We start from the raw sequence: 13,207 nt of genomic DNA, 5'->3' as shown, positions 1-13,207 counted from the left end.
ATTACACTGTATCAGAATTTTACCATAATCCAAATTTGACAAAATAAAAAATCTCACACATTTGTATGAGATTTTTATAAGCTTATCTATATATACCATATGCTACAAAAATCGTGCTAAAAGTTATTTTTTTCAAAAAAAAATTCCTAAATTCGTAGAATACGTTATGTTAAATCACAGTAGATATGCTAAAACAACATTTACAGCTTAAATTAGGACAGAAACTTGCTCCGCAGCAAATCCAACTGATGAAACTCATCCAGCTTCATACTTTAGAGTTTGAGGAAGAACTGGAAAGAGAATTAGAAGAAAATCCCGCACTCGAAGTTGCCAAGGAAGAACCAAAAGAAGATGAATATTCATCTTTGGAAGAATCCTATGAAACAGAAGGTACAGAAAGCATTGAAACTGACTTCGATGTGAATGATTATATTTATGATGATGAGCCGAATTACAAAACTGCATCCAGCAATTATTCTGCAGATGACGAGGATTTTGATAATGAAAGCCTGTTAACTGAAGGACAGTCATTATATGACTATCTTATGGAGCAGATTAATCTGATTAACATCAGTCAGGATGATTTAAAGATTGCAGAATATATTATAGGTAATCTAGATACTGATGGATATCTGAGACGTGAAGTAAAGTCTATTGTTGATGATCTGGCATTTTCTCAGGGAATTTATACAACCGTTGAAAAGGTAGAAGATATTCTTGAAAATTATATTCAGAAACTAGATCCTTCAGGAGTAGGTGCAAGAGGTTTGCAGGAATGCCTTCTTTTGCAGATAGAAAAAAAGGTAAGTTCTGACAAAGCACTTTCGTTAGCTGCTAATATACTCAGATTTCAGTTTGATGCACTGACGAATAAACATTATAACAAAATCATTCAGAAATACGATATTGAAGAGGAAGATCTGAAGGACGCTCTGGAAGAAATTGCAAAACTTTCCCCTAAAGTTGGAGGTAATTTTGATACGCAGACTATTACTATCAATCAGGAAATTATTCCGGATTTTGTAATTTCAGTAAAGGATGGAGTGGTTATTCCAATGCTTAACAGTAAAAACGCTCCTACTTTAAGAGTTTCAGAAGAGTATAAGGATATTTTAACCACGTATTCTCACGATAAGAATTCATCTGAACACAAACAGGCCGCCTTATTTATTAAACAAAAATTAGATGCTGCAAAATGGTATATTGATGCGATTAACCAACGCCAGAATACCTTATTACAGACCATTAATGCGATTGTCAAATTTCAGCATAATTACTTTATAACAGGAGACGAGAAATCACTCAGACCAATGATCCTTAAAGACATTGCCGATATAACAGGTTTTGATATCTCAACTATTTCCAGAGTTGTAAAAAGTAAATATGCAGATACACCTAACGGAATACTTTATCTGAAAGATCTGTTTTCAGACAGTCTGACAAATGATGATGGCGAGGAAGTTTCTACAAAAGAAATTAAAATGCACCTTCAGGAAGTGATCAGCAGGGAGAATAAGAGAAAACCGCTCACTGACGATGCTTTGGTTGTTATCCTGAAAGAACAGGGATACAATATTGCGCGTAGAACAATTGCCAAATATAGGGAACAGCTCAATATTCCGGTAGCCAGATTACGGAAAGAATTATAAAATAAAAAAGCATTTCACTTGTGAAATGCTTTTTTTATGTAAAATTTTAAGAAATTTATTTTTCCTGAGAGTCTATTTCTTTGAGCTGCGTTAGGTTTTTATCAAGTCTTTTGATGAGAATTCCATATACAAGCCTATAGTATATCCAAATTAGAACAACACAAAGAACAGTGCTGATAATAAAACTGACAATGAATGCCACGATGGAGGAATTCGCAAGAGCTGTATCCTGTTTCTGAATAGCATAAATTCCGAAAATTGTAAGAGCAGAGGTAAAGGCAATTACTATTAAGATATTAATCAGTATAAATGCATTAACTGTTTTCTTAAATCTGATAATTCTTGATATAAATTTCTTTAAATCTTCTTCTACTTTTATTCTTCTGTAATTTTTATAAAATTTTATAACAAAATAGCCGGTAACAATTAGGGTGAATATCTTTATAATCAAATAAATATTATCAAGAATATCCTGCAGCTGATCGTTTTTCTCAATGCCCAGCTTTTGCAGAGAAGTGAGGAAAGTATTCGATTCTTTATTCTGTATGATATAAAATAATCCGAAAGCTGTGAAAAGAATAAATTCAATAACACTTATCCAAAATATATATTTCACATAATTGCGTGATTTTTTATTCAACATCTGAAGAATTTCATCGTTGTCATATTTGTGCTGAACAGGCTGTTCCTGCCAGGTTTTCTTAAAGCTATCTAAATCAAATTCAGGCATTCTTTTCCATTTTTTCTTTAAGGACTTTCTTTAGTCGGTTCATCTTTACACGAGCGTTTACTTCGGTAATACCTAAGTTTTCAGCGATATCCCGATAAGGAAGATCATCCAGATACATCATTACAATTGCCCGTTCTACATTGGGAAGTGTTTTAATGACTGTATACAGTAGAGAGATCTGCTGCTGTTTATCATCTTCATCTTCTATAAAATCTCTTTGATTGATATCAAGTTCGTTGGTCGATAAACTTTTACTTTTCTTTCTGAAAAGTGTAATTGCCGTATTGAGAGCTACACGATACATCCAGGTAGATATTTTTGAATTTCCTTTAAAAGAATCATAGCTTCTCCACAACTGCAAAACAATTTCCTGGAAAAGATCTTCTTCATCCTCGAGAGAATTGGTATATAGCCGCGAAACTTTTATAATCAAACCTTGATTATCTTTTATGAGTTGGGCAAATTCTTTTTCTTTAGAAATCAAAATATTCTATTATTACCACGAAGATAATAATTTAATGTAATAATTTTATAATTTGAAAGGGTAACAATTTAAAATATCAGTATTTTCTGTAATTGATAAAATGTTACATGAATAGATTGTGAGATTTAATTATCTTTGCATCCACGAGAAAGTCGGCTTGTTGATTCTTACGCACGTAAGGGTAGGAAAGTCCGGACACCAGAGGGCAGCACAGCGGATAACATCCGTCATCCGTGAGGATAGGACAAGTGCAACAGAAAGCAGGTACAGTTCGGCTGTAGTGAAACCAGGTAAACTCTTTGCGGTGCAATGATAAGTATATCGGTTCTTTTCAGAAATGAAAATAGGGGCGGCCCGTCCTGAAAGCCGAGGGGTAATCAGCTCAAGTTTTGCAGCAATGCAGAACATAGATAAATAACAGGCATCCCGACTTGCTCGGGAGACAAAATCCGGCTTACAGATTTTCTCGTGATTTTATAAGAATGCCACGAATGCACAAATATTTTTAAGAATCAATTGTTATGAGTGCATTCGTGGCAATTTTATTAAAGGCTATTCACCTTCCAATTGCTTCTTAGCATCATCCAAACCGGCCTTATCTTCTTTTGAAAGTTGGGGGAACTGAAGATCCATTTTTTCTAAAGTATCAATAATAATCTGTATTGCCGATAATCTTGCAAACCATTTATTATCTGCAGGAATAACATACCATGGGGCTTCATCTTTGGAGGTTTCATTAATAGCAGTTTCATAACATTCCATGTAATCATCAAATAAGGCTCTTTCCGGAAGGTCAGCTGTAGAAAATTTCCAGTTTTTTTCCTGTTCATTGATACGGTGAAGAAGTCTCTTCTTTTGTTCATCTTTCGAAACATGAAGGAATATTTTAACAATGGTCGTTCCGTTCTGACTCAGATGTTTTTCAAAATTTCGTATGCTTTCATATCGGTTTTTCCAGAATTCCTTGTTAAAGTCTTGTACAGAATCCCAGGTCTTTTCGCTTAAATTATATTCGGGGTGTACCTTACAAACCAAAACGCTTTCATAATGGGAACGGTTAAAAATTCCAATCATTCCCTTTTGAGGTAATGCTAAATAATGTCTCCATAAAAAATCATGAGCATACTCTTTTGAACTTGGTGTTTTGAAACTCGTTACATTGCAACCCTGAGGATTGACACCACCAAAAACATGTTCGATTAAACTGTCTTTTCCGGCTGCATCCATGGCCTGAAGAACGACCAGAAGAGATTTGCTTCCGTCGGCATAAAGCTTTTCCTGTAATTTACGGAGCTTTTCCTTTTCACCGATGAGTATTTCTATTCCTTCTTCTTTCTTCAGTTTTCCTTTATATTCTGTAGGAGTTTTTTTTATTGAAAATTTACTTTTAATCAGAAAGTCGTCTGAAAAGTTATCTGCCATATTATAACAATTTAAGTGAATTATTTAAATTTAAAATATTAAAATGATGTTTTGAAAATTTAACTTCTTATAAATATAACAAAAAAACCGTCTCTTAAGAGACGGTTAAGTAATATTTTAAGATAATATTAGTTTTTTGCAGCAACTTTTTTCGCAGCTTTAACAGCCTTTTTTTCAGCTTTAGCAGCAGCTTTCTGCTCATCGGCAGTCAGAACTTTCGGTTCAGGAGCATTTGCGTTTACATCTCCTTTGATATAAATTACGCTTCTGCTGTTGACAGGGTCATTTGAGAATACCTCAATCATTTTATTGAAAGGACCTACATTAGTTGTTGCATATCCAACTTTGATTTTAGCTGACTTTCCAGGTAAAATTGGATCTTGACTGAATTCAGGAGTGGTACATCCACAAGATGGTTTTACATTTGAAATGATCAAAGGCTTGTCACCGGTGTTGGTTACATTGAAAAATCTGGTTCCGTCAGAACTTGGTTTGATAGCACCATAGTCAAAGGTAGTTTTGTCAAACGTAATCGTTTGTGCAGATGCTAATGCAATGGTTCCGAATAATGCAATTCCTGCAAATAATGTTTTCATAAGTAGAGATTTATTAAATTTTAAAGTAATATATTACCGCCCTTATTTACTGATAATTGATTTACAAGTCAGATTTGACGATTTTATATTCTTGAGTGTTAATATGTTTCTTAGATAAATTTTGATGAACAAAGTTAAAAATTATTTTAATTAATGCTTGCATTTTTTTACTTTAAACTATTTTTGCAGATTATAAGTTAAAGAAACCAGAATTTATGCAGATTTCAGAAAAATATAATCCACAGGAAACAGAACAGAAATGGTACAACTACTGGCTGGAAAATAAATTTTTCCATTCAGAACCTAATGAGAAACCACCATATACGGTAGTCATTCCACCGCCAAATGTCACTGGAATTCTTCATATGGGGCATATGTTGAATAATACCATTCAGGATGTTTTGGTACGTCGTGCAAGAATGCAGGGCTTCAATGCCTGCTGGGTTCCGGGAACAGATCACGCTTCAATTGCTACTGAAGCGAAGGTTGTTGCTAAACTGAAGTCTGAAGGGATCAATAAGTCTGATATCACCCGTGAAGAATTTTTGAAGCACGCCTGGGACTGGACTGATAAATATGGCGGGACAATCCTTGAACAGCTGAAAAAACTGGGATGCTCATGTGACTGGGACAGAACAAGATTTACTCTTGAAGATAAAATGTCTCAACAGGTAATCAGAAGCTTTGTTGATCTGTACAATAAAGGATTGATCTACAGAGGATATAGAATGGTGAATTGGGATCCGGAAGCCAAAACCAATATTTCTGATGAAGAGGTAATATTTAAAGAACAGAATGGTAAACTCTATTACCTTAAATATAAGATAGAAGGGACAGAAGAATTCCTTTCGGTTGCTACAACACGTCCGGAGACGATATTTGGCGATACAGCAGTTTGTATTAATCCAAATGACGAAAGATATGCTCATTTAAAAGGTAAAAGCGTTACTGTACCCATTGTAAACAGAGTTATTCCAATTATTGAAGACGAATATGTAGATATCGAATTCGGAACAGGAGCCTTGAAGATTACTCCTGCCCACGATATCAATGATTACGAAATTGGAAAAAAACACAATCTTCAGATGATTGATTCTCTGGATGATGATGGGAACCTGAATGATCACGGATTACATTATACCGGAAAAAACAGATTTGAGGTAAGAAAGCAGATTGCAAAAGAATTAGAGGAAAATGATCTTTTGCTGAAAGCAGAAGATTATGTGAATAAAGTAGGAACTTCTGAAAGAACAGGGGCTGTTATTGAACCTAAGGTTTCTGTACAGTGGTTTTTAAAAATGACTGATATCGCTAAGCCGGCGTTGGATGTTGTGATGGATGATGAAGTGAAATTCTATCCTGAAAAGTTTAAAAATACGTATAAACACTGGATGGATAATATCCGTGACTGGAATATTTCACGTCAGTTATGGTGGGGACAACAGATTCCTGCTTTCTATTATGGAGATGGAGAAAATGATTTTGTAGTCGCAGAGACAAAAGAAGAAGCATTGGCTTTAGCAAAAGAAAAAACAAACAATACACAACTGACAGCTGACCATTTAAAACAGGATGAAGATGCCCTTGATACATGGTTCTCTTCATGGTTGTGGCCAATGTCAGTTTTTGACGGATTGCTTGATCCCGATAATAAAGAAATCAATTATTACTATCCGACGTCAGATTTGGTGACAGGTCCGGATATTATATTTTTCTGGGTAGCCAGAATGATAATGGCCGGATTAGAATTTAGAGGTAAAGTTCCTTTTAAAAATGTATATTTTACAGGAATTGTAAGGGATAAACAGAGAAGGAAAATGTCTAAGCAATTAGGTAATTCCCCTGACCCTCTGGATTTGATTTCTCAGTACGGTGCTGACGGTGTACGTGTAGGAAGTTTACTGAGTTCTGCTGCAGGAAATGATCTGTTGTTCGACGAAGATTTGATGGTACAGGGAAGAAATTTCATGACCAAAATATGGAATGCTTTCCGCCTTACTCAAAATTGGAATAAAGAAGATAAACCGCTTATTGCTTCAGATAATCAGGCAATTGAATGGTTTGAAAATCAATTAAATAAGTCAATAGCTGAAATTAATGATCAATTTGACAAATTCAGAATTTCTGATGCCCTGCATTTGATCCAAAAACTGGTTAAAGACGATTTCTGCGGATGGTATCTTGAAGCTGTTAAACCAAACTATGGGGAAGGAATTTCCAGGGAAGTATATAATCAGACCATTGTTTTCTTCGAAGAATTAATGAAGTTGCTACATCCTTTCATGCCATTCCTGTCTGAAGAACTGTGGCAGTTGATTGCAGAAAGAAAACCTGAAGAAGCTTTGGTAATCGCTCAACAGAAAAAAGCAGAAGAATTTAATCAAAACATCATTGAAAAGTTTGAAACTGCGGAAGATATCATTTCAGGAGTTAGAAATTACCGTCAGACAAAAGGAATTTCACCACGGGAAGCGGTTGAAATTTATACGAATGCTGCTAATTTTGACAACGAGGAAATAGTTAAAAAGTTAGCAGTTATTTCTGATATTCACTTTAATGAAAAAACAGATAAGCCAAGTTTTACTTTTCTTATTGGATCTACAGAAGTTTCAATTCCTTTAAGTGAAAAATTAGATTTGGAAGAAGAAAAAAAGAAAACAGAAGAAGAAGTAAAATACCTGAAAGGGTTTTTAATCTCTGTGGATAAAAAGCTTTCTAACGAAAAATTTGTTGCCAATGCAAAACCGGAAGTGGTAGAAGTTGAGCGTAAAAAACAAAAAGACGCACTGGATAAAATAGCGATTTTAGAAGAAAAATTGAAAAGTTTGTAAAATAGGTTGAGACGAAACCCAAATTTAATTTTAACTTAAGTCTCAACCTCAGTTTAAAATATAAAATGACACATTTAGAAAACATACAAAAACTATTCTCAAAGAACTTTGTCGAAAGCCCGCTCCTCGAAAGTTTTGATGTAGGAAAAATATATCTTCCAACTGGGGAGCTTGTGGCCTGCGATCCTCTGATTACGAATGATATGCAGGCTTTTACCGACGTTTTCCCTAAAGGTGATTTTTCTGTTTTGCTTCATAAAGAAAGAGAAAGCAATTGTGTTGCGTATGCCGAAATTGTTTTCAGTCAGTCGGAAATTACATCCTGGAAATTAGCAACAACCTCAATCCAGAATATTAAGGATTTATCCGAAGGCGAAGTTTTTGGGTATCCTGTTGAAAGCGGAATGGGGTGTTTTATGGATGTTAAGACCCAGGAAAGTCTTAATGATCTGGAACAGAAATTATATCACAGCAAAGGAGTTGATTTTATGGGAATCTATGAAGAGTTTTTCCATGAACATTTTTTTGACGAGAACGGAGCTATTGATCAATATGCTTTTCTGAAGCCGTCAGAAGAACTTCCTGGGACAATCTTCGGTTTTGAGACAGGATATGGTGAGGGTTTTTATGCGAGCTATATCGGGTATAATAAAGATAATAGTCCTGTGAAAATTGTTACTGAATTCATAGAGATTTTAGTGAATTAAAAATTTTTAAATTTTGTACGATTAAATTTTTAAATTTACTGAAAGCTAAAAGTTAAAAATATGAATTTTTCTACGACACAGCCTAAAATAGTTGTGGTTGGCAGCTGTTCACTGGATTTGGTTTTATATACCGAGAAAATTCCGTCTTCCAATGAAACAGTTATGGCAAATCACTGTGACAGTTATTTTGGAGGTAAAGGCGCCAATCAGGCAGTTGGAACAGCCAGACTGGGTGCAAATGTTTATTTTATCGGCTGCGTTGGAATCGATCCTCTGGGACAGCAGATCATGAGAAATCTGGTAGAGGAAAATGTCAATGTAGGTTTTGTATCTGAAACAGATAAAGATTCCACAGGAACTGCCTATGTTACAAGTTCAGAGGGTGATGCTGCGATTGTTGTAGTTCCGGCAGCAAATAAGTACTTAACCACTCAGAATGTAGAAGAAGCGGATAAATATATTAATGCTTCAGAAATGGTTCTTTTGCAATTGGAGATACCCATGCACGTTGTCGATTTCACGATTAAGAAAGCCAAAAAGTATGGTAAATTGGTAGGGCTTTATGCTTCGCCCGGACGACCCTTAAGTAAGGAAATTATAGATAATGTCGATTTTATTGTCGCTAAAAGCGGAGAGTTGGAAATCATTTTCGGAGAAGATCAGAGAGAAAAAGTCCTGAAAAAATATTTTAATAAAGTTTTTATACGTGACGAAACCAATTCGACAGTGTATTTTGATGGCACAGAAATGAGATACTACAGGGATGAAAACGAAAGTATGATCTATAAAATGGGAATGGGAGATGCTTTTATGTCTGGGTTTGCCATTGCATTATGCCATGATAATCTAATTGAAGAATGTGTAAAATTCGGAAATAAAGTTTCTTCAAAAGTATCATTGGGAAAAGGTGCACAGACTGCGCTGCCAAAACTTTCAGAACTGTCAAAGTAAAATATTTAATGCATATTAAAATCTGTAAATCAATAAAAATTTCATCATAAAAATATCCATTTTTGACAGTGGATATTTATTTTGATTTATGGAAAAAGTTCTACTTCAAACAGATGATGGTTTTCAGATCGCTGTACACGTCTTTAATCCTGAAGTAATCAGTCTTCGGCTGTTACTGATTAATTCCGCAACTGGTGTAAAGCAGCAGGTTTATTTCTCCTTTGCTCAATTTTTTGCTTCAGAAGGTTTCACTGTAATTACTTACGATTACCGGGGAGTTGGGCTTTCAAAACCTCGTAAATTGAGAAATTTCAAAGCCTCCATGAGAATCTGGGGAAGCCAGGATTACAGATCCCTGACACAATTTATTATCAGAAATTTTCCGGAATATCAAAAGTTCTGTTTGGGGCACTCTGTAGGCGCACTGATCCTGGGAATGAATAAAGATTCTAAAATATTTGATGAGTTTTTATTTGTCGGAGCTCAGAATGCTTTTATAGGAAACTTAAAGTGGAAAACAAAAATTGAGGCTCTTGTAGGTTTCGGTTTTATTCAGCCATTATTTACAGAGCTGTTTGGTTATTTTCCGGCACATTGGTTTGGTCTTGGTGAAAGTCTTCCAAAAAATTGTGCTTATGACTGGAGAACCTTAATTTTGAACAGGAAATCAACCAATAAACTGCTGCTTACAAATGATGATTATTCTAAAGAGCTGAGGCAAAAGGTCTTCATTATTCAGGCTGAAGATGATGATTGGCTGACAGACAAGGGAGTGAGTTCTTTACTGAAAGATACCTATCTTTATCTGAAACCAAAATATAGGCTGATAAAAACTTCTGAATCAGAAAAAGGAGAAATAGGACATATCAATTTTTTCAGAAGTTATAATAGAAATCTTTGGAAGATTATTTTAAACGAAATTAAGTTCTGAAACGAAGCAGAAAATTCCTCTTCAGAGGAAGGGAAATAAATTTTAAAGAAAATCGAAACGCTACGTTTTAAGTAATCGTAGTAAAAAAATAAAACGGACAATGAGCAACATTATAGAAAACACAGTACAATTCGTTAAAGAAAAACTGCAGGGAGCAGAAGCCGGGCATGACTGGTTTCATATTGAAAGGGTCTGGAAACTTTCAAAAAAAATAGCAGAAACTGAAAAATGTAATCTGGTGGTTGTAGAACTTTCCGCCCTGCTCCATGATATTGCGGATCCTAAATTTCACCAGGGTGACGAAACTTTAGCTTTAAAAATCTCAAGAGAGTTTTTAGACAGCCAAAATGTCAATGAAGAAATAATACAGCAGGTTTTATTTGTTATTGAGAATATCTCCTTTAAAAATAGAGGAGATGCTCCAAAAGCGTTGTCTGTGGAATTAAAAATTGTACAGGATGCAGACCGTATTGACGCCATTGGAGCTATCGGAGTTGCAAGAACATTCAATTTCGGAGGTTTTAAAAATAATCTGATGTACCATCCAGATTTGAAACCTCAGTTGAACATGTCAAAAGAAAACTATAAAAAATCAGACGGAACGACCATCAATCATTTTTACGAGAAACTATTGCTGCTTAAAGATCTGATGAATACACAGGAAGGAAAAAGGATAGCCGAAGAAAGACATCATTTTATGTTGAATTTCCTCGACCAGTTTTATAAAGAGTGGAATGTTGATTAACATTCCTTCAAAACATCTCTAATGATTATCTTTGCACTATGGGATTTATCATATCTGTCATTTTTTTTTCACTGATTATTTCACTCTTTCTGTATAAAGTGAAATCCGGCCGGTTTGTTAAGTGGGCGAAAATCTTCCGGATTTTTACCCTGGTTTTCTCTATCTCACTTTTTACCTATTGGTTTATCAAGAAAAGTTCTATTGGAATCGTAAAAGATTCTGTTTCACTGCAGGTCATTAATAAACTTCCTCAGCCGCTTGATTTCTACGTAATCAATGTTAATAATCTGGATAAAAGCGGAACATTTGAAACAAAACACATTGGAAAGGTCCGTCCTGAATATTACAGAATTGAATATCTGAAATTAACCAAATCAGATCAGTATTGGATTGTCGGTTATCTGGGGAAGAAAAATATGGTGTATTTTTCGCAACATGCTGTGCCCAATAAAAATATGGATCAGATTGTCGAGGTTCAAAATTATATCATTCAAAGTGAAAAACTTTCTGAGCAGGCAAAGAAGCATGTAGAAACATATAATTTTGAAAACATTCAGTTGGGAATCTGGGTAACGCTTTGCTTTCTTCTTATATTTATCAATATTTCTTTGATGCTGCGAAAAAAATAAGTTGTAATTCTGTTGTCTTTTTGAAATCAGCTTGGAATTCAGGTAAACTCTAAGAGTCATTTCTTTCTAAAACAGACTTGGCATCTTTTCCTGTCCCATTTTGGGTACGGTAATTTCAGTTTTCCAGCTTTTATTCATTTCTTCAATCAGGTAGGCGGAAAGTAAAGGTGAAGCTTTCTCAAGATTCTGATGTACAAAAAAATACAAGTTCTGTAAACCTTCTTTTTTCCACTTTGTGAGATGTTTCAGCCATTCATCCAGCCTTTCATAATCACTTTCTGCATTGGCACCCACATACCTGATAAATGCATTCGGAGTTGTCAGCCGCATATGAAGCATATCTCTTCTTCCTGCTGTATCTACAATGATATTGGTAATATTGTTCTCTTCAAAGAGTATGCAAATTTTATCGAAAATTTCTTCATCAGTAAACCATTCTGTATTTCTTAGTTCAATCGCTAAGGGAACTTCTTTTGGCCATTTACTCACAAACTGTTCTAACCGATCATAATCTTTTGGTTTGAAATTATCATGAAGCTGTAGGAAAACCATTCCTAATTTTTCGTCAAAATTCAAAACAGCTGTCGCAAACTGGGTGACTACATCATCAATATTTAAGAGTCTTCTGAAATGTGAAACCGTATTGGTGATTTTCGGAAAAAACTTAAAATCTGCAGGCGTTTTTTCTTTCCATGTCAGAACCTGTTCAGAAGTTGGCATTCCGTAGAATGTAGCATTTAATTCAATAGAATTGAACTGTGTTGCATAATAAGTCAGCTCATCTTTCGTGCCTTTAGGATAAAAACCTTTCAAGTCTGTTTTGTTCCATTTTGCACATCCTATTGAGATATTGTCAAGTCCTTTTTTATTTTGCTCTAAAATTTCTTTGGTTCTTGGATGGTCTTTAGGTAATGTGAAATCTATCTTTGAAGGATCTTCTACTTGTCCGAATTTCATTGCAGTTATGTTTTAGGAATTAAGGGAAAGATTAAGTTTAAACAAATATAAATAAATTAAAATGATTGATCAGAATTTTGTAAAGAGAGAATTTCATCTACTTTGATAACTATTTTAGAAATTGTTTTTTCTACATTTTTTTTAATTTCATTATTGGAAAATCTGATTAATCGCAGTCCATTACTTTCCAAAATTTGAGTTCGTTCTTTATCTTTTTCTATTTGTTCCGGAAGACTATGATATTCGCCATCAACTTCTATGATTAATTTTAACTTGTGACAATAAAAATCGGCAATATATAAACTGATAGGATGCTGTCTTCTAAATTTAAATCCTTTTAATTGATTATTTTTAAGTTTCCCCCAAAGAATTTTTTCAGATTCTGTTTCATTTTTTCTTAAAAACCGGGCTTTTATAAATGAACTTTGTGGTGCTCCTTTCCACATTCCTTCATTATAATTGGGTTTAAATTTTTGCATATCAAAGTATTTATTCTAAAATACAAATATTTCATTATTTCAAAAAAAGATTCACTAAGAATCTAAAATCATGTTCCCCAGCCCAAAAGGGACTGA

13 protein-coding genes and 1 other RNA gene are annotated in these 13,207 nt (G+C 34.4%); 8 read left to right on the top strand and 6 right to left on the bottom strand.

Annotated features, from left to right (window positions below):
- Nucleotides 1-185 precede the first annotated feature (185 nt).
- Nucleotides 186-1,649, top strand: a complete 1,464-nt coding sequence (gene rpoN, locus AC2A07_RS19425; protein WP_484051759.1) for an RNA polymerase factor sigma-54 — start codon at nucleotides 186-188, stop codon at nucleotides 1,647-1,649.
- A gap of 55 nt (nucleotides 1,650-1,704) precedes the next feature.
- On the opposite strand, the gene AC2A07_RS19420 is transcribed toward rpoN, so the two are convergent.
- Both AC2A07_RS19420 and AC2A07_RS19415 read right to left on the bottom strand, forming a co-directional pair.
- Nucleotides 1,705-2,379, bottom strand: a complete 675-nt coding sequence (locus AC2A07_RS19420) for a beta-carotene 15,15'-monooxygenase (RefSeq protein ID WP_484051758.1) — start codon at nucleotides 2,377-2,379, stop codon at nucleotides 1,705-1,707.
- Nucleotides 2,372-2,863: an RNA polymerase sigma factor gene (locus AC2A07_RS19415; RefSeq protein ID WP_484051757.1), complete on the bottom strand. Its 492-nt coding sequence runs from the start codon at nucleotides 2,861-2,863 to the stop codon at nucleotides 2,372-2,374. The genes AC2A07_RS19420 and AC2A07_RS19415 overlap by 8 nt, the downstream gene beginning before the upstream one ends.
- Before the next feature lie 144 nt (nucleotides 2,864-3,007).
- Here AC2A07_RS19415 and rnpB point away from each other — a divergent pair.
- Nucleotides 3,008-3,336, top strand: an RNA gene (gene rnpB / locus AC2A07_RS19410) — RNase P RNA component class A.
- 79 nt (nucleotides 3,337-3,415) lie between these two features.
- On the opposite strand, the gene AC2A07_RS19405 is transcribed toward rnpB, so the two are convergent.
- Both AC2A07_RS19405 and AC2A07_RS19400 read right to left on the bottom strand, forming a co-directional pair.
- Nucleotides 3,416-4,285, bottom strand: coding sequence for a polyphosphate kinase 2 family protein (locus AC2A07_RS19405; protein ID WP_484051756.1), 870 nt, complete (start codon nucleotides 4,283-4,285; stop codon nucleotides 3,416-3,418).
- Between the two features lie 128 nt (nucleotides 4,286-4,413).
- Nucleotides 4,414-4,881, bottom strand: coding sequence for a DUF1573 domain-containing protein (locus AC2A07_RS19400; RefSeq protein WP_484051755.1), 468 nt, complete (start codon nucleotides 4,879-4,881; stop codon nucleotides 4,414-4,416).
- A 215-nt stretch (nucleotides 4,882-5,096) separates the two neighbouring features.
- Between AC2A07_RS19400 and AC2A07_RS19395 the strand changes: the two genes are divergently transcribed.
- From AC2A07_RS19395 to AC2A07_RS19370, 6 genes are all read left to right on the top strand, one after another.
- A complete protein-coding gene (locus tag AC2A07_RS19395; protein WP_484051754.1) occupies nucleotides 5,097-7,712 on the top strand; it encodes a valine--tRNA ligase in 2,616 nt (871 codons plus the stop codon).
- A gap of 65 nt (nucleotides 7,713-7,777) precedes the next feature.
- Nucleotides 7,778-8,419, top strand: coding sequence for a DUF4241 domain-containing protein (locus AC2A07_RS19390; RefSeq protein ID WP_484051753.1), 642 nt, complete (start codon nucleotides 7,778-7,780; stop codon nucleotides 8,417-8,419).
- A 60-nt stretch (nucleotides 8,420-8,479) separates the two neighbouring features.
- Nucleotides 8,480-9,370: a ribokinase gene (locus tag AC2A07_RS19385; protein WP_484051752.1), complete on the top strand. Its 891-nt coding sequence runs from the start codon at nucleotides 8,480-8,482 to the stop codon at nucleotides 9,368-9,370.
- Nucleotides 9,371-9,458: 88 nt separating this feature from the next.
- Nucleotides 9,459-10,301: an alpha/beta hydrolase family protein gene (locus AC2A07_RS19380; RefSeq protein WP_484051751.1), complete on the top strand. Its 843-nt coding sequence runs from the start codon at nucleotides 9,459-9,461 to the stop codon at nucleotides 10,299-10,301.
- Between the two features lie 100 nt (nucleotides 10,302-10,401).
- Nucleotides 10,402-11,046: an HD domain-containing protein gene (locus AC2A07_RS19375; RefSeq protein ID WP_314497705.1), complete on the top strand. Its 645-nt coding sequence runs from the start codon at nucleotides 10,402-10,404 to the stop codon at nucleotides 11,044-11,046.
- 38 nt (nucleotides 11,047-11,084) lie between these two features.
- The gene (locus AC2A07_RS19370; RefSeq protein ID WP_314497708.1) at nucleotides 11,085-11,675 is read left to right on the top strand and encodes a hypothetical protein; all 591 of its coding nucleotides are present in this window, start codon (nucleotides 11,085-11,087) and stop codon (nucleotides 11,673-11,675) included.
- A gap of 66 nt (nucleotides 11,676-11,741) precedes the next feature.
- Here the strand turns inward: AC2A07_RS19370 and AC2A07_RS19365 are convergent, their stop codons facing one another.
- Nucleotides 11,742-12,632: a DUF72 domain-containing protein gene (locus AC2A07_RS19365; protein ID WP_484051750.1), complete on the bottom strand. Its 891-nt coding sequence runs from the start codon at nucleotides 12,630-12,632 to the stop codon at nucleotides 11,742-11,744.
- Nucleotides 12,633-12,688: 56 nt separating this feature from the next.
- Complete coding sequence (locus AC2A07_RS19360; RefSeq protein ID WP_484051749.1) at nucleotides 12,689-13,111, bottom strand: endonuclease domain-containing protein; 423 nt, start codon at nucleotides 13,109-13,111, stop codon at nucleotides 12,689-12,691.
- Between the last annotated feature and the right edge of the window lie 96 nt (nucleotides 13,112-13,207).

Source organism: Chryseobacterium sp. HNCC26DJ238 (assembly GCF_057180465.1).
This window is presented reverse-complemented; position numbering and strand designations above follow the sequence as displayed.

Excerpts from the sequence above, each read along its gene's own strand:
- AC2A07_RS19390 (WP_484051753.1), top strand. The coding sequence starts at position 7,778 with ATGACACATTTAGAAAACATACAAAAACTATTCTCAAAGAACTTTGTC.
- rpoN (WP_484051759.1), top strand. The coding sequence starts at position 186 with ATGCTAAAACAACATTTACAGCTTAAATTAGGACAGAAACTTGCTCCG.
- AC2A07_RS19405 (WP_484051756.1), bottom strand. The coding sequence starts at position 4,285 with ATGGCAGATAACTTTTCAGACGACTTTCTGATTAAAAGTAAATTTTCA.
- AC2A07_RS19395 (WP_484051754.1), top strand. The coding sequence starts at position 5,097 with ATGCAGATTTCAGAAAAATATAATCCACAGGAAACAGAACAGAAATGG.
- AC2A07_RS19370 (WP_314497708.1), top strand. The coding sequence starts at position 11,085 with ATGGGATTTATCATATCTGTCATTTTTTTTTCACTGATTATTTCACTC.
- AC2A07_RS19375 (WP_314497705.1), top strand. The coding sequence starts at position 10,402 with ATGAGCAACATTATAGAAAACACAGTACAATTCGTTAAAGAAAAACTG.
- AC2A07_RS19360 (WP_484051749.1), bottom strand. The coding sequence starts at position 13,111 with ATGCAAAAATTTAAACCCAATTATAATGAAGGAATGTGGAAAGGAGCA.
- AC2A07_RS19380 (WP_484051751.1), top strand. The coding sequence starts at position 9,459 with ATGGAAAAAGTTCTACTTCAAACAGATGATGGTTTTCAGATCGCTGTA.
- AC2A07_RS19420 (WP_484051758.1), bottom strand. The coding sequence starts at position 2,379 with ATGCCTGAATTTGATTTAGATAGCTTTAAGAAAACCTGGCAGGAACAG.
- AC2A07_RS19365 (WP_484051750.1), bottom strand. The coding sequence starts at position 12,632 with ATGAAATTCGGACAAGTAGAAGATCCTTCAAAGATAGATTTCACATTA.
- AC2A07_RS19385 (WP_484051752.1), top strand. The coding sequence starts at position 8,480 with ATGAATTTTTCTACGACACAGCCTAAAATAGTTGTGGTTGGCAGCTGT.
- AC2A07_RS19400 (WP_484051755.1), bottom strand. The coding sequence starts at position 4,881 with ATGAAAACATTATTTGCAGGAATTGCATTATTCGGAACCATTGCATTA.